The organism is Bacillus taeanensis (genome assembly GCF_003318295.1).
Lineage (GTDB): Bacteria > Bacillota > Bacilli > Bacillales > UBA6769 > Maribacillus > Maribacillus taeanensis.
On sequence record NZ_QOCW01000030.1, the window covers coordinates 11,894 to 28,940 of the forward strand.

Sequence of the window (17,047 nt, forward strand, 5' to 3'; positions counted from 1 at the left end):
TGAAAGCATCGATAAGGAGAAGTAAAAATGATTGTTTTCTTTCCAGAGAGTAACCACCATCTGGCTGAAAGTGGTTTAAGGAAACACATTTTGAAATGCCCCTTAGAGTCTTTTATCGAAAAAGGTTTTAGTAGATAAAAGCGGATACCCTCCGTTACCAGGTTGAAAGGGGATTGTATGGATTCATATACAATCTAACAGAGTGGAACCGCGGTGAAAAACGTCTCTGTGCTAACAGCACAGAGACGTTTTTTTTATTAATCAACACGTATAAAGGCGCGGTTTATTATATAGAAAAGCAGGAATAGACAGCTGTAAGAAGGACTGTGGGTGCATACGGAAGGAGGGAATTTATGTTTAAAGGATTAAAAACAATGCGTGAAGATATTGAAGTAGTTTTTGATCAAGATCCCGCTGCAAGAAGTTACTTAGAAGTTATTTTAACTTATTCTGGTCTTCATGCCATTTGGTCACATCGTATTGCCCATTGGCTTTGGAAAAAGAAATTTTTCTTTCTTGCACGTATTATTTCACAAATAAGCCGCTTTTTTACCGGCGTTGAAATTCATCCTGGTGCAAAGATAGGTCAGCGTTTTTTTATTGACCATGGCATGGGCGTCGTTATTGGTGAAACATGTGAAATTGGCAATAATGTTACTATTTATCAAGGGGTAACACTTGGCGGGACAGGAAAGGAAAAGGGAAAGCGTCATCCAACATTAGAAGATAATACTCTTGTTGCAACAGGTGCAAAAGTACTAGGGTCGATTACAATTGGCAAAAATTCAAAAGTTGGTGGAGGGTCTGTCGTGCTGCAGGATGTTCCGCCAAATTCCACAGTGGTTGGAATTCCGGGGCGTGTTGTCATCCAAGATGGTGTAAAAGTAAGCCGAGATCTTGATCATCGAAACTTACCAGACCCGGTTGCAGATCGATTCTTGAAAATGGAAGAGAAAATTCAACAGTTAGAAGAACAGCTCCAAGCTGTAAGAAAAGAAAATAGACAAGGAAGTGAATACCATGGCCGTTAAAGTTTATAATACGTTGACGCGAAAGAAAGAAACGTTTGAGCCGCTTGAAGCGGGGAAAGTAAAAATGTATGTGTGCGGACCGACCGTTTATAATTTTATTCATATTGGAAATGCAAGACCTCCTATTGTATTTGATACGGTTCGCCGCTATTTAACATACAGAGGATATGATGTAACGTTTGTATCAAATTTTACAGATGTGGATGATAAAATTATTCGCGCTGCCAATCAGCTCGGCGAAGATGTTTCAGTTCTAGCAGAGCGCTTTATTGAAGCCTATCATCAAGATACGTGTGCATTAGGGGTAGATAAAGCCGATATTCATCCGCGTGTCACAGAAAATATGGCTGAAATTATTCAGTTCATTGAGCAGCTCATTGAAAAAGATTATGCCTATGAATCAGAAGGTGATGTGTACTTTAAAACACGTGCTTTTGAAGGATATGGCAAGCTTTCGCATCAGCCAATTGATGAACTTCGCTCTGGTGCTCGTATTGAAGTTGGCGAGAAAAAACAAGATCCGCTTGACTTTGTACTATGGAAAGCTGCAAAAGAAGGCGAGATTTATTGGGAAAGTCCATGGGGAAATGGCAGACCTGGGTGGCATATTGAATGTTCAGCAATGGCAAAAAAATATTTAGGTGACACCATTGATATTCATGCAGGTGGGCAGGATTTATCATTTCCGCATCATGAAAATGAAATTGCCCAGTCGGAAGCTTTAACTGGAAAATCTTTTGCAAACTATTGGCTTCATAACGGTTATATTAAAATTAACAATGAAAAAATGTCTAAATCAATTGGCAATGTTGTACTAGTACATGAGCTAATTAAGCAGCATGACCCTGAAGTTGTTCGCTTCTTTATGCTGTCAGTGCATTACCGCAATCCGATTAACTTTAGTGATGAACTGCTGCAGAGTGCAAAAAATGGCTTAGATAGAATGAGAGAAACGGTCGATAATTTAAAGCATCGTCTTGAACAATCGGCAGATCTTGCGACATACGAAGCGGAATGGCAGGATAAATTAGCAAAATTTAAAGAACGTTTTATTGCTGAGATGGATGATGATTTTAATACAGCTAATGCAATTTCGATTTTATTTGAATTAACTAGAGAGGCAAATCGCTATAACCAAGAAGCGAATTCCTCTAAACAAATATTAAAAGAGTTTCTTGCGCTATTTGAAGAGTTTTCTGGTGTGCTTGGGCTTTCTCTTATTCCAAAGCATGAGCTGCTTGATGAAGAAATTGATGCGCTTATTGAAGAACGCAATGAAGCAAGAAAAGCACGAAACTTTGCACGTGCAGATGAAATTCGCGATCTGTTAAAAGAACGCGATATTATTCTTGAAGATACGCCTCAAGGAGTGCGTTGGAAAAGGAAGTCTTAAGCTATGATAAAACAAGGTGACGTAAAACAGCTTAATGGGCTTGCGCTTGCTTATATGGGGGATGCGGTTATTGACCTCCATGTGCGAGCGCACTTAATTGAAGGAGGTTATGTAAAGCCAAATCGCCTTCATAACCATGCTACAAAATATGTATCAGCAAAAGCGCAAGCATATGTCATTTTTGAGCTGCTTGAAGAAAAGTTTTTAACGGAAGAGGAACATGCTGTTGTAATGAGAGGAAGAAATGCGAAATCTGGGACAATTCCTAAAAATACAGATGTACAAACCTATCGTTACAGTACGGCATTTGAAGCGCTCATTGGCTATCATCATTTGCTTGAAAACCATGATCGTGTAAAGGAAATTATTTTACGCATGTTTTATTTAATTGAACATCGAAATGAAAGAAGTGAGTTAAAATGAGCAAGGAAATGATTGTTGGACGAAATCCTGTATTAGAGGCTCTTCGTTCTGGGAGAGAAATTAATAAAATTTGGATTAATGAAGGATCGCGCGGAGGTCAAATTAGTCAAGTTATACAGCTTGCAAAAGAAAACAATGTCATTGTGCAGCAAGCTCCAAAAAAGAAGCTTGATCAGCTTGCTGACTCGGATAATCATCAAGGAGTCGTCGCTTCTGTTGCCGCCTATCGCTATGCAGAAATGGAAGAGTTATTTGAAAGTGCAGAAGCAAAAGGTGAAGCGCCATTTTTTCTTATTTTAGATGAAATTGAAGATCCTCATAATCTAGGCTCTATTTTACGTACAGCAGATGCGGTAGGAGCACATGGAGTTATTATTCCAAAACGGCGTGCTGTAGGGCTGACGGCAACTGTTGCAAAAGCTTCGACCGGGGCCATTGAATATGTACCTGTTGTGCGTGTGACAAATCTAGCACAGACGATGGATGAGCTTAAAGAACGTGGTTTATGGTTTGTCGGTTCGGATGCAGCTGGGAAACAAGACTACCGGCAGGCAGATTTTGAGATGCCGATTGGTTTAGTTATCGGAAGTGAAGGCAAGGGAATGGGACGTCTTATTAAGAAAAAGTGTGATTTTCTCATCCGTTTACCGATGGCTGGAAAGGTCACTTCTTTAAATGCGTCTGTGGCGGCAAGCTTACTCATGTATGAAGTTTATCGAAAACGTAACCCTTTAGGGAGTTAGTGTAATGGATGTACTGCTTGTTGACGGCTATAATATAATTGGTGCTTGGCCGGAATTGCAGCGTTTAAAAAAAGAAGACCTTGCGAGTGCCCGTGATTTGCTTATTGAAAAAATGGCAGAGTATCAAGCATATACAGGGTATAAAGTAATGGTTATTTTTGATGCCCACATGGTTCCAGGAATACAGGCGACATATAAAGATTATCGTGTCGAAGTGATCTACACAAAGGAAAACGAAACAGCTGATGAACTTATTGAACGATTAGCTATTGAACTAAAAGGTGTGCGTACACAAATTCATGTTGCAACATCTGATTATGCCCAGCAGTGGGCAATTTTTGGACAAGGAGCGTTAAGGAAATCCGCTCGTGAATTGCTGGAAGAAGTAAAGAAAGTTCAAAAAGATATCAGTGGAAAAGTTTCAGAATCAAACCAAAAAAAACGGGCTTCTAAAATTCCTTTATCAGAAGAAGTGGCGAAAATTTTTGAAAATTGGCGCAGAGGCAAAGGTGAATAGTTGACGCTTACAAAATTTGTACTGTATAATATTTCTATATTGAGCGTTCGGGTCGGGGGGATCGTATTGAGCACAGTTGACCTCAAACAGGGCATAAATCGTCATTTTGTTGAGATGGAAGATGAAAGGCTAGTTGAGCGTGTTCATGAAGGAGACAGCGATGCATTAGAGTATTTAATTAATAAGTACAAAAATTTTGTGCGTGCCAAAGCTAGATCTTATTTTTTAATAGGAGCCGATCGAGAAGATATTGTTCAAGAAGGAATGATTGGCTTATATAAGGCAATTCGCGATTTTAAAGGGGACAAACTCTCTTCTTTTAAAGCATTTGCGGAACTATGCATTACACGGCAAATGATTACGGCTATTAAAACAGCTACAAGGCAGAAACATATTCCGCTGAATTCTTACGTATCACTGGATAAACCTATTTATGATGAAGAATCAGACCGGACGCTGATGGATGTTATTTGCGGACCACGCGTGACAGATCCTGAACAGTTAATCATTAATCAAGAAGAATTTGATGATATTGAATTGAAAATGTCAGAGATTTTAAGCGATTTAGAAAGAAAAGTATTAATGCTCTATTTAGATGGACAATCTTATCAAGAGATTTCAGCCGATTTAAATCGTCATGTGAAGTCTATTGATAACGCCCTGCAGCGTGTTAAAAGAAAACTAGAGCGTTACTTAGAGCTGAGAGAAATTAGCTTGTAATAAAAACAGGGAAATGTACTCCCTGTTTTTTTCTGCATAAAAGAAGGATAACGTAATAGTGTACAAGAAGATAGTGTAACGATGCTGTAAACGTCCATTCTCAAACTAAAAGTTAACAAAGCTCATATCCCTAACTATTTTTGTATCTTTACTGACGGATCGTTTTTTCGCTTTATTGACATTGTAAAATGGGCTGTGATAAAGTTTAAAAGTAATATGCGCAAAATGTCTGTTGATACAGCATTTACGATGGAAGGTGTCACAATGCGGAATAAAGTGATTTTAGCGTGCAATGTATGCAAAAGTCGTAACTACTCAATAAATAAAAATAAACAAGTGCATCCTGAACGGATTGAGGTCAAGAAATTTTGTAAGCATTGTAATGCACATAACATCCACCGCGAAACAAAATAGACTTTAAGTACCTTTTCTATAAGAGGTAGACGGATCTGGAGGTTGCATGGAGAGTATGAGTAAAAATCCTGGAAAGTTCTTAAGTGATGTAACAACTGAATTAAAACGAGTGAGTTGGCCAACAAAAAAGCAGTTGGTTCGCTATACATTAACAGTCATTGCAACGGTAGCTTTTGTGGCAATCTTTTTTGCGGTTGTCGACTTAGGTATTACGGCATTGCTTGATTTAATCTTAGGATAATAGTTTGAAATCATGGAAATTGGTCTATGATGATAAAGTATTATCCTTAGGGGAGGGAAGGACAGAGCTGTCCTAATGACAATGGAAAAAAGATGGTACGTTGTTCATACTTACTCAGGGTATGAAAATAAGGTGAAAGCCAATCTTGAAAAACGTGTAGAATCTATGGGCATGACTGATAAAATTTTTAGAGTCATCGTTCCAATGGAAGAAGAAACAGAAATTAAAAATGGTAAAAAGAAAACGGCACTGCGTAAAGTGTTCCCTGGTTATGTGTTAACAGAAATGATCATGACTGATGATTCATGGTATGTTGTGCGAAATACACCAGGTGTAACAGGATTCGTCGGTTCAGCTGGCGCTGGTTCAAAACCAACTCCACTTTTACCAGAGGAAGTCGAGTCTATTTTGAAACAAATGGGCATGGACGAGCCGAGAGCGGAAATTGATTTTGAAATAAGTGAAAATGTTAAAGTAACAGAGGGGCCGTTTGCTGACTTTGTTGGAAAAATTGAAGAAATCGATTTGGACAAACAAAAAGTAAAAGTGCATGTAAATATGTTTGGACGAGAAACCCCTGTAGAATTAGACTTTACGCAAATCGAAAAGATTTAGTGGAAAAATACTTGAAATCCATTTGAGATAATGGTAAAATTTCAATGTTTCATGATGTCACGCACATGAGATACATTTAAAGATATGCTGAATGTATATATTTTTGGTGGGAGGGCACAAATGCCCAAATACCACATCACGGACTTAAGGAGGTGTGTCACGTGGCTAAAAAAGTAATCAAAATGGTAAAATTGCAAATTCCTGCTGGTAAAGCCAACCCGGCACCACCAGTTGGACCAGCGTTAGGTCAAGCGGGTGTAAATATCATGGGATTCTGTAAAGAGTTCAACGCTCGTACTGCTGATCAAGCTGGTATGATTATCCCAGTTGAAATCACGGTATTTGAAGACCGTTCATTTACATTTATCACTAAAACTCCACCTGCTGCAGTATTACTTAAAAAAGCAGCTGGTATCGAGTCTGGTTCTGGTGAACCAAACCGCAACAAAGTAGCAACTGTAAAACGCGATAAAGTTCGCGAAATTGCAGAAACAAAAATGCCTGACTTAAATGCAGCTAGCGTTGAAGCTGCGATGCGCATGGTTGAAGGAACTGCGCGCAGCATGGGTATCATTATCGAAGATTAATTCGATGCTTGAATTGAAGGTTGCGAATGGAGAAATCCATCCTGTGTAGACAGGGATCGCAACCTTTCTTAGTGGGAGGTAAATCCGCTAAACCACATAAGGGAGGAAATAAAATTGGCTAAAAAAGGTAAGAAGTATCAAGAAGCAGTAAAATTAGTTGACCGTACAAAGTTCTATGACGCAAACGAAGCAATTGAGGTTGTGAAAAAAGCTTCAACTGCAAATTTTGATGAAACTGTAGAAGTTGCAGTTCGTTTAGGAGTAGACCCTCGTAAAAACGACCAACAAGTTCGTGGCGCGGTAGTACTTCCACACGGAACTGGTAAATCAAAAACAGTTTTAGTATTTGCAAAAGGCGAAAAAGCAAAAGAAGCAGAAGCAGCTGGCGCAGAGTTTGTTGGAGATCAAGATTACATCAACAAAATCAACCAAGGTTGGTTTGAATTTGACGCAATCGTTGCTACTCCAGACATGATGGCTGAAGTAGGTAAGCTCGGTCGTGTATTAGGACCTAAAGGTTTAATGCCAAACCCTAAAACAGGTACTGTTACATTTGACGTAGAAAAAGCGGTTAAAGAAATTAAAGCAGGTAAAGTTGAATACCGTGTTGATAAAGCGGGTAACGTACACGCGCCAATCGGTAAGGTTTCTTTTGAAGATGAGAAACTAGTTGAAAACCTTCAAACAGTTATTGAAACACTTATTAAGGTGAAACCTGCTACTGCAAAAGGAACATACCTTAAAAACATCGCGGTTGCTTCAACAATGGGCCCTGGTGTAAAAGTTAATACAACTAACTATACAAAATAATAGTTGACTTTCTATTTTTGATATAATATACTGTGTAATGTTGAGTTTAACAAAAACAGTTCATACCGTAGACAGTAGGGGCAGAAATGCTTAATTTCCTACCGAGGTAGTGTAAATAACCCGAGCGTTCTAGATTGAATTCTAGAAATGATCTATCGTGGATTTTACCGCCTTTATGTCTGCGGAAGCAGGCATAAAGGCTTTTAATTTGTTTTACGGTATGGTCAAAGAAATATAGGAGGTGTAGGGATGAGCGCAATTATCGAACAAAAGAAACAAGTTGTAACAGAAATCGCAGAAAAACTTCGTGAAAGCAAATCGACAGTTCTTGTTGATTATCGTGGATTAGATGTTGCGGAAGTAACTGAGTTACGTAAGCAGCTTCGTGAAGCGGGCGTTGAGTTCAAAGTGTACAAAAACACAATGACTCGTCGTGCAACTGCTGAAACAGGTTTTAGTGATCTTGATGCACAGCTTACAGGACCAACGGCGATCGCGTTTAGTACAGATGACGTTGTTGCGCCAGCAAAAATTTTAAACAACTTCGCGAAAGATCACGAAGCATTAGAAATTAAAGCTGGTATTATCGAAGGCAACGTAGTTGGCGTTGACCAAATTAAGGAACTTGCAACATTACCTTCTCGTGAAGGACTTCTTTCTATGGTGCTTAGCGTACTTCAAGCGCCAATTCGCAACTTTGCGTTGGCTACAAAAGCTGTTGCTGAGCAAAAAGAAGAGCAGGGTGCATAATACCCTTTGTTGTTACGGAAGAAAACAACCGTGTTTTGTTTTATAAATACTACTAAAAAGAATGCATAAGGAGGATTTACTCATGAGTAAAGAGCAAATCATTGAATCGTTAAAAGAAATGACAGTTTTAGAACTTAACGAATTAGTAAAAGCAATCGAAGAAGAATTTGGTGTAACTGCAGCTGCTCCTGTAGCAGTAGCTGGCGGTGCTGCAGCTGATGGTGGCGCGGCAGAGCAAACTGAATTCGATGTAATTCTTACAAGCGCTGGCGCTGGTAAAATCAAAGTTATCAAAGTTGTACGTGAAGCACTAGGTCTTGGCTTAAAAGAAGCTAAAGAATTAGTAGATGGCGCTCCAAGCCCAGTTAAAGAAGGCGTTTCTAAAGAAGAAGCTGAAGAGCTTAAAGCTAAGCTTGAAGAAGTAGGCGCTTCTGTAGAAGTTAAGTAATTAATTTCTTTTAGATAAAAAGCTCGCTCCTATGCGAGCTTTTTTATTTTCTTATTTATACTTCTATTTTTAAAAAATAAAAGTATAAATTTTTTCTTGAATGTGTAGGCTTGATAAAAGGCTTGTCTTTTCTCATTGTACTGCTTTTTTGTTATAGTAAGAATAGAGTAGTGGAAAGAAAGGGGGCAGTAAAGAATATGAGTGAGCATTATTATTCCGAAAAACCAACCGTAAAAAGCAATCCGAAAACATGGTCTTACATGTTGAAGAATCATGAATTGCGTTTCACATCTGATCATGGTGTGTTTTCAAAAGATACGATAGACTTTGGAACACGCTTGCTTATTGAAACCTTTAAGTTCCCTGAAACAGAAGGTGACATTTTAGATGTAGGCTGTGGGTATGGTCCTGTAGGCATTAGTTTAGCGAAAACGGAACCGAGTCGTAAAGTTAAAATGGTTGATGTAAATGAAAGAGCGATTGAACTTTCAAAACAAAATGCCAAAGCAAATCATGTGACAAATGTAGAAGTTTTACAAAGTAACTTATTTGAAAATGTTTCAAAAACGGGTTATGCTGCCATTCTTTCAAATCCGCCAATTCGAACGGGAAAGAAACTAGTTCATACACTTTTTGAAGAAGCTCATCGTTTTCTTGTGTCAAATGGTGAGTTATGGATTGTTATTCAAAAAAAGCAGGGAGCACCTTCTGCGAAAGAAAAATTGGAATCTCTTTTTGATGAAGTGGAGATTGTTGAAAAGTCAAAAGGTTATTTTATTATTCGAGCAAAAAAATGTTGACTCAAAAATTGCGATATGGTAGTATTATAAAATGCCAATGAATCAACTTTCTGATCGGACAAGCGGAAAGCATAATAATGACTAACATTCAACAAGATTTGCTTGCAGCATATCATCTATATGTTGGGTGGTCATTTGCATGTATAAAAATGTTCCGATCTGGAAAAACTAATATAATCGAGAGTGGATAAGGGAAATTATGGATAAAGGACCCTTTTTCTTTTTTGTCTAGCAAAATATTTTTTTGATTTTTAAGCTAGACATTGTCTTTTGATTAATTCTAAAATGCTGGATTTGAGGGGTGAATCAGTTGACAGGTCAACTTGTTCAGTATGGACGCCACCGCCAAAGAAGAAGCTATGCGCGAATCAATGAAGTATTAGAATTACCAAACCTCATTGAAATTCAAACAGCTTCTTATCAATGGTTTCTTGATGAGGGTTTACGTGAGATGTTTCAAGACATTTCACCTATCGAAGATTTTACTGGAAATTTAGTTCTTGAGTTTATTGATTATAGCTTAGGAGAGCCGAAATATCCGGTAGAAGAATCGAAGGAGCGCGATGTTACATATTCTGCGCCGTTACGAGTAAAAGTACGATTAATTAACAAAGAAACAGGCGAAGTGAAAGAGCAAGAAGTTTTTATGGGAGATTTCCCGCTCATGACAGAAACGGGTACGTTTGTAATCAATGGTGCCGAGCGCGTTATTGTTTCACAGCTTGTTCGTTCGCCGAGCGTTTATTATAGTAAAAAAATCGACAAAAATGGTAAAAAAGGGTTTACAGCAACAGTTATACCAAACCGTGGTGCATGGTTAGAGTTTGAAACCGATGCAAAAGATGTTGTATATGTACGTATTGATCGTACAAGAAAAATACCTATTACAGTTTTATTACGTGCTTTAGGGTTTGGCTCTGATCAAGAAATCATCGATTTACTAGGAGAAGATGAGTTTTTAAAGAATACGTTGGAAAAGGATAACACGGATGGTACGGATAAAGCGCTTCTAGAAATTTATGAACGCCTGCGTCCTGGTGAACCACCAACGGTTGATAATGCGAAAAGTTTGCTTGATTCGCGTTTCTTTGATCCGAAACGCTATGACCTTGCAAATGTAGGCCGCTATAAAATCAACAAAAAACTTCATATTAAAAATCGTCTCTTTAACCAACGATTAGCAGAGAAGTTAATTGATCCTGAAACGGGTGAAGTGCTTGCTAATGAGGGAGATCTTTTAGATCGTCGTTTATTAGATCGTATCTTACCAGCGCTAGAGAGCAATGTCGGCTATCGTGAAGTAACACCGCATGGCGGAGTAGTGGAAGACGAAGATATTCGTTTGCAATCTATTAAGATTTACGCGCCAGATGATCCGAACAATGAGCGTGTTATTAATGTAATTGGAAACGGCAACGTAGAACGTTCAGTTAAAAATATTACACCGGGCGATATTATTGCGGCGATTAACTATTTCTTTAACTTGCTCCATGAAGTTGGAAATACGGATGATATTGACCATCTAGGAAATCGCCGTCTTCGTTCTGTTGGTGAACTTTTACAAAATCAATTCCGTATTGGTTTATCGCGTATGGAGCGCGTTGTGCGTGAACGTATGTCTATCCAAGATCCAAATGCGATTACACCACAGGCGCTTATTAATATTCGTCCTGTTATTGCTTCAATTAAAGAGTTCTTTGGAAGTTCTCAGCTTTCACAATTTATGGACCAAACAAATCCGCTTGCAGAATTAACACATAAACGTCGTTTATCTGCATTAGGACCAGGTGGTTTAACACGTGAACGTGCTGGATTTGAAGTGCGTGACGTTCACTATTCTCACTATGGCCGTATGTGTCCGATTGAAACACCTGAGGGACCAAATATCGGGTTAATTAACTCGCTTTCAAGTTATGCAAAAGTAAACGAGTACGGCTTTATTGAAACGCCGTATCGTCGTGTTGATCCTGAAACAGGAAAAGTGACAACTCGAATTGATTATTTAACAGCTGATGAAGAAGATCATTATATAGTGGCACAGGCAAATGCGAAACTTGCAGATGATGGTTCATTTATTGATGATGAAATTGTTGCACGTTTCCGTGGCGAGAATACAATTGTAAAGCGTGAGCGTCTTGATTATATGGACGTATCTCCTAAACAAGTAGTTTCTGCTGCAACAGCATGTATTCCATTCTTAGAAAACGATGACTCAAACCGTGCCTTAATGGGAGCGAACATGCAGCGTCAAGCTGTTCCGTTATTAGTTCCTGAGTCTCCAATTGTCGGAACGGGTATGGAGCACGTATCTGCGAAAGACTCTGGTGCCGCTGTTATTTGTAAACACCCTGGTATCGTAGAACGCGTTAGTGCCGCTGAAGTATGGGTACGTCGTGTTCATGAAGTGGATGGTCAAGAAGTAAAAGGTGAACTTGATAAATATAAATTATTAAAATTTATTCGCTCTAACCAAGGAACATGCTACAACCAACGTCCGATTGTAAGCACACATGACCGCGTTGTAAAAGGTGAGATTCTTGCTGATGGTCCTTCAATGGAAATAGGCGAATTAGCATTAGGACGTAATGTTCTTGTAGCCTTTATGACTTGGGACGGTTATAACTATGAAGATGCCGTTATTATGAGTGAGCGTCTTGTAAAAGATGATGTGTATACGTCTGTTCATATTGAAGAATATGAATCAGAAGCTCGTGATACGAAATTAGGACCAGAAGAAATTACACGCGACATTCCAAACGTTGGGGAAGATGCATTAAAAAATCTTGATGATCGCGGTATTATTCGTGTTGGTGCTGAAGTAAAAGACGGAGATATTCTTGTTGGAAAAGTAACGCCAAAAGGTGTAACTGAATTAACGGCAGAAGAGCGTCTCTTACATGCAATTTTCGGAGAAAAAGCACGTGAAGTACGTGATACATCTCTTCGTGTGCCGCACGGTGGAGATGGAATTGTACATGATGTAAAAGTATTTAACCGTGAAGACGGTGACGAATTACCGCCGGGTGTGAACCAGCTTGTTCGTGCATACATTGTACAAAAACGTAAAATTCACGAAGGCGATAAAATGGCAGGACGTCACGGAAACAAAGGTGTTATCTCACGTATTCTTCCAGAAGAAGATATGCCTTATTTACCAGATGGCACGCCTGTTGATATCATGTTAAACCCATTAGGTGTACCATCTCGTATGAACATTGGTCAGGTATTGGAGTTACATCTTGGGATGGCTGCGCGTCAATTGAACATTCATGTTGCGACACCAGTATTTGACGGTGCACGTGAAGATGATGTGTGGGAAACATTAGAAGAAGCAGGAATGTCACGTGACGGTAAAACGGTTCTTTATGATGGTCGTACAGGTGAACCATTTGATAATCGTGTTTCTGTTGGTGTCATGTACATGATTAAACTTGCACACATGGTTGATGATAAACTGCATGCACGCTCAACCGGACCTTACTCTCTTGTTACGCAGCAGCCGCTCGGTGGTAAAGCCCAGTTTGGTGGTCAGCGTTTTGGAGAAATGGAAGTATGGGCACTTGAAGCATATGGAGCAGCATATACACTTCAAGAAATTCTTACTGTTAAGTCAGATGATGTGGTTGGACGCGTAAAAACTTATGAGGCAATTGTTAAAGGTGAAAATGTACCACAACCTGGTGTTCCTGAATCATTCAAAGTATTAATTAAGGAACTGCAAAGCCTTGGTATGGACGTTAAAATTCTTTCAGGTGATGAGCAAGAAATCGAAATGAAAGAACTTGATGATGAAGATGAGCAAGTGAACGAAAAATTAAACCTAAACGTTGAGTCCGATCCAGTTACTAAGTAAGGATAAAACCGGTAATTTAAAGGGAGGTAGGCCCCTTGATAGACGTAAATAACTTTGAATATATGAAAATCGGTCTTGCTTCACCCGATAAAATTCGTTCTTGGTCACGCGGTGAAGTAAAAAAACCAGAAACAATTAATTATCGTACGTTAAAACCAGAAAAAGATGGCCTTTTCTGTGAGCGTATTTTCGGTCCAACAAAAGACTGGGAATGTCATTGTGGGAAATATAAACGTGTTCGTTACAAAGGCGTTGTTTGTGATCGCTGTGGTGTCGAAGTAACACGTGCTAAGGTTCGTCGTGAGCGCATGGGGCATATTGAACTCGCTGCCCCTGTCTCACATATTTGGTATTTTAAAGGTATCCCTAGCCGTATGGGTCTCGTTTTGGATATGTCCCCAAGAGCCCTTGAAGAAGTTATTTATTTTGCTTCCTACGTTGTAACGGATACAGGTGATACACCGCTTGAGAAAAAACAGCTGTTATCTGAAAAAGAGTTTCGTACGTATCGTGAAAAGTATGGTCAATCTTTCTCGGCACAAATGGGTGCTGAAGCAATAAAGAAAATCTTATCAGATATTGATCTTGATAAAGAAGTAGAAGTTTTAAAAGAAGAAGTGAAAACAGCACAAGGACAGCGTCGTACACGTGCTGTAAAACGTCTTGAAGTATTGGAAGCTTTCCGTAATTCTGGAAATGATCCATCATGGATGATCTTAGATGTACTTCCGGTTATTCCACCTGAGCTTCGTCCAATGGTCCAGCTTGATGGTGGTCGTTTTGCAACATCGGATTTAAACGACTTATATCGCCGTGTTATTAACCGTAACAATCGATTAAAGCGTTTATTAGATTTAGGTGCGCCTAGCATTATCGTCCAAAATGAAAAGCGTATGCTTCAAGAAGCGGTAGATGCTCTAATTGATAACGGTCGTCGTGGCCGTCCGGTTACAGGTCCTGGTAATCGTCCGTTGAAGTCTCTTTCACACATGTTGAAAGGAAAGCAAGGGCGTTTCCGTCAAAATCTACTAGGTAAGCGTGTAGACTACTCTGGTCGTTCTGTAATCGTCGTTGGTCCAAACTTAAAAATGTATCAATGTGGATTACCGAAAGAAATGGCACTTGAGCTGTTTAAGCCGTTCGTTATGAAAGAACTCGTTTCAAAAGGGCTTGCACATAATATTAAAAGTGCAAAGCGTAAAGTGGAGAAATTGCATCCAGAAGTTTGGGACGTTCTTGAAGAAGTAATCAGAGAGCACCCGGTTCTTCTTAACCGTGCACCAACACTTCACAGACTTGGAATCCAAGCATTTGAACCGACACTCGTAGAAGGTCGCGCGATCCGTCTTCATCCACTTGTATGTACAGCATACAATGCGGACTTTGATGGAGACCAAATGGCTGTACACGTTCCATTATCTGCAGAAGCACAAGCAGAAGCACGTCTATTAATGCTTGCGGCACAAAACATCTTAAATCCGAAAGATGGTAAGCCGGTTGTTACACCTTCACAGGATATGGTATTAGGTAACTACTATCTAACAATGGAGCGCAGTGGTGCTGTTGGTGAAGGTTCCATCTTTAAAGATACAAACGAGGCGCTAATTGCTTATCAAAACGGTTATGTACATCTTCATACTCGTATTGCGATTCAAGCAAGTTCGCTTCAAAAAACATCGTTTACAGAAGAGCAAAATAAAATGCTTCTTCTTACAACCGTTGGTAAGCTGATCTTTAATGAAATCTTACCACCGTCATTCCCTTACATTAATGAGCCGACAATGACGAATCTTCAAGAGAAAACTCCTGAAAAGTATTTCGTGCCAGCTCATGTAAATGTAAAAGAAGAATTTGCAAATCGTGAGGAGATTTCTCCGTTTAAAAAAGGAATTCTTGGTAAAATCATTGCGGAAGTGTTTAAACGTTTCAAAATTACAGAAACATCAAAAATGCTTGACCGCATGAAAAACCTTGGATTTAGATATTCTACAAAAGCTGGTATTACAGTAGGAGTAGCAGACGTTGTAGTATTACCTGATAAACAGGAAATTCTTGACGAAGCAGATGAAAAAGTAGCAAAAGTAATGAAGCAGTTCCGCCGTGGTTTAATTACAGATGAAGAGCGTTATGACCGCATTATCTCTATTTGGAGCTCAGCAAAAGATGTGATTCAAGAGAAGCTGATGAAATCCCTTGATATTCGCAACCCAATCTTTATGATGAGTGACTCTGGAGCCCGTGGTAATGCTTCAAACTTTACGCAGCTTGCAGGTATGCGTGGATTAATGGCTAACCCGTCTGGCCGTATTATTGAGCTTCCGATTAAATCAAGTTTCCGTGAAGGATTAACAGTACTCGAATACTTTATCTCGACCCACGGTGCTCGTAAAGGTCTAGCGGATACAGCTCTTAAAACAGCTGACTCTGGTTACTTAACACGCCGTCTTGTAGACGTTGCGCAGGATGTTATTGTTCGCGACGATGATTGTGGAACAGATAGAGGTCTTCCAATTCGTGCGATTCGCGACAACAACAATGAAATCATCGAAAACTTGTACGATCGTATGGTAGGTCGTTATGCGTTTAGAACGGTTAAACATCCTGAAACAAATGAAGTCATTGTAAAGAAAAACGAATTAATCACAGAAGATATTGCCCAGTACATTTATGATCTTGAAATCGAAGAAATTTCAATTCGTTCTGTGTTTACGTGCAGCACAAGTCATGGTGTATGTAAAAAATGTTATGGCCGCAACTTAGCAACAGGTTCAAGCGTTGAAGTTGGAGAAGCAGTTGGAATTATTGCTGCCCAATCAATCGGGGAACCGGGTACACAGCTTACGATGCGTACATTCCACACAGGTGGGGTAGCAGGAGACGATATTACACAAGGTCTTCCACGTATTCAGGAGCTGTTTGAGGCTCGTAATCCGAAAGGTCAAGCGGTTATCTCTGAACTTGATGGTACAGTAATTGATATTTCAGAAGTAAAAGAAAAACGTGAAATTGTTGTTCAAGGCAATATTGAAACACGCAATTATCCAGTACCGTATGGAGCTCGTATTAAAGCTAAAATTGGCGATGTTGTAAAAGCAGGTCAAGAGCTTACAGAAGGTTCAATCGATCCGAAAGAGCTTATGCTTATTACTGGTATGGAAGGTGTTCAATCTTACCTGCTGAAAGAAGTACAAAAAGTATATCGTATGCAGGGTGTAGAAATTGGCGACAAGCACGTTGAAGTAATGGTTCGTCAAATGATGAGAAAAATCCGTGTCATTGACGCAGGACATACCGATGTATTACCAGGTTCCTTAATGGATATCCATCAGTTTACTGATGTCAATAAGGAGGCACTTGCTAAAGGTGGGCAACCAGCAACAGGACGCCCTGTATTACTCGGTATTACAAAAGCGTCACTTGAAACAGAATCTTTCTTATCTGCAGCTTCATTCCAAGAAACAACGCGTGTGTTAACAGATGCCGCTATTAAAGGGAAACGTGATGAACTTCTTGGATTAAAGGAAAATGTAATTATTGGTAAATTAGTTCCTGCTGGTACAGGAATGAATAGATATCGTAATGTCGGGGTCACTTCCGGAGCTGAAAACACTGAAGAATTAAGTGTTGACGCAGAGTTAAACGATCTTATTAAACAAGATTAAGCAGAGTGTTGACAAAGGGCGCATGGGGTGATATTATTAC

16 protein-coding genes and 2 other annotated features (1 of these 18 only partly in view) are annotated in these 17,047 nt (G+C 39.4%); all 16 genes read left to right on the forward strand.

Going from position 1 to position 17,047, the window contains the following annotated elements:
• Positions 1-231: a binding site (T-box leader), on the forward strand (it extends 1 nt beyond the left edge of the window).
• Between the two features lie 122 nt (positions 232-353).
• The 16 genes from cysE (at position 354) to rpoC (ending at position 17,007) form a co-directional block, all read left to right on the forward strand.
• Positions 354-1,031 (forward strand): serine O-acetyltransferase, encoded by a 678-nt coding sequence (gene cysE, locus DS031_RS20235; protein WP_113808014.1) that lies wholly within the window; start codon positions 354-356, stop codon positions 1,029-1,031.
• Complete coding sequence (gene cysS, locus DS031_RS20240; RefSeq protein WP_113808015.1) at positions 1,021-2,424, forward strand: cysteine--tRNA ligase; 1,404 nt, start codon at positions 1,021-1,023, stop codon at positions 2,422-2,424. Before cysE ends, cysS begins: the two co-directional genes overlap by 11 nt.
• A 3-nt stretch (positions 2,425-2,427) precedes the next feature.
• Complete coding sequence (locus DS031_RS20245) at positions 2,428-2,847, forward strand: Mini-ribonuclease 3 (RefSeq protein WP_113808016.1); 420 nt, start codon at positions 2,428-2,430, stop codon at positions 2,845-2,847.
• Entirely contained in the window at positions 2,844-3,590 is a 747-nt protein-coding gene (rlmB, locus tag DS031_RS20250; RefSeq protein WP_113808017.1) for a 23S rRNA (guanosine(2251)-2'-O)-methyltransferase RlmB, read from the forward strand. The genes DS031_RS20245 and rlmB overlap by 4 nt, the downstream gene beginning before the upstream one ends.
• 4 nt (positions 3,591-3,594) lie before the next feature.
• Positions 3,595-4,107: an NYN domain-containing protein gene (locus DS031_RS20255; RefSeq protein ID WP_113808018.1), complete on the forward strand. Its 513-nt coding sequence runs from the start codon at positions 3,595-3,597 to the stop codon at positions 4,105-4,107.
• A gap of 66 nt (positions 4,108-4,173) precedes the next feature.
• A complete protein-coding gene (sigH, locus tag DS031_RS20260) occupies positions 4,174-4,827 on the forward strand; it encodes an RNA polymerase sporulation sigma factor SigH (RefSeq protein ID WP_281269149.1) in 654 nt (217 codons plus the stop codon).
• A gap of 264 nt (positions 4,828-5,091) precedes the next feature.
• A complete protein-coding gene (gene rpmG, locus DS031_RS20265; protein ID WP_113808019.1) occupies positions 5,092-5,241 on the forward strand; it encodes a 50S ribosomal protein L33 in 150 nt (49 codons plus the stop codon).
• A gap of 46 nt (positions 5,242-5,287) precedes the next feature.
• Positions 5,288-5,482 (forward strand): preprotein translocase subunit SecE, encoded by a 195-nt coding sequence (gene secE / locus DS031_RS20270; protein WP_113808020.1) that lies wholly within the window; start codon positions 5,288-5,290, stop codon positions 5,480-5,482.
• A gap of 81 nt (positions 5,483-5,563) precedes the next feature.
• The gene (nusG, locus tag DS031_RS20275) at positions 5,564-6,097 is read left to right on the forward strand and encodes a transcription termination/antitermination protein NusG (RefSeq protein WP_113808021.1); all 534 of its coding nucleotides are present in this window, start codon (positions 5,564-5,566) and stop codon (positions 6,095-6,097) included.
• 161 nt (positions 6,098-6,258) lie between these two features.
• The gene (gene rplK / locus DS031_RS20280; RefSeq protein ID WP_142675805.1) at positions 6,259-6,684 is read left to right on the forward strand and encodes a 50S ribosomal protein L11; all 426 of its coding nucleotides are present in this window, start codon (positions 6,259-6,261) and stop codon (positions 6,682-6,684) included.
• Between the two features lie 114 nt (positions 6,685-6,798).
• A complete protein-coding gene (gene rplA / locus DS031_RS20285) occupies positions 6,799-7,494 on the forward strand; it encodes a 50S ribosomal protein L1 (protein WP_113808023.1) in 696 nt (231 codons plus the stop codon).
• 47 nt (positions 7,495-7,541) lie between these two features.
• Positions 7,542-7,710 (forward strand) — a sequence feature (ribosomal protein L10 leader region).
• A gap of 33 nt (positions 7,711-7,743) precedes the next feature.
• A complete protein-coding gene (gene rplJ / locus DS031_RS20290; protein ID WP_113808024.1) occupies positions 7,744-8,244 on the forward strand; it encodes a 50S ribosomal protein L10 in 501 nt (166 codons plus the stop codon).
• Positions 8,245-8,326: 82 nt separating this feature from the next.
• Positions 8,327-8,692, forward strand: coding sequence for a 50S ribosomal protein L7/L12 (rplL, locus tag DS031_RS20295; protein ID WP_113808025.1), 366 nt, complete (start codon positions 8,327-8,329; stop codon positions 8,690-8,692).
• Positions 8,693-8,889: 197 nt separating this feature from the next.
• Positions 8,890-9,492 (forward strand): class I SAM-dependent methyltransferase, encoded by a 603-nt coding sequence (locus DS031_RS20300; RefSeq protein ID WP_113808026.1) that lies wholly within the window; start codon positions 8,890-8,892, stop codon positions 9,490-9,492.
• Between the two features lie 310 nt (positions 9,493-9,802).
• Entirely contained in the window at positions 9,803-13,345 is a 3,543-nt protein-coding gene (gene rpoB / locus DS031_RS20305; RefSeq protein WP_113808027.1) for a DNA-directed RNA polymerase subunit beta, read from the forward strand.
• 35 nt (positions 13,346-13,380) lie between these two features.
• A complete protein-coding gene (gene rpoC, locus DS031_RS20310; protein WP_113808028.1) occupies positions 13,381-17,007 on the forward strand; it encodes a DNA-directed RNA polymerase subunit beta' in 3,627 nt (1,208 codons plus the stop codon).
• Positions 17,008-17,047 lie beyond the last annotated feature (40 nt).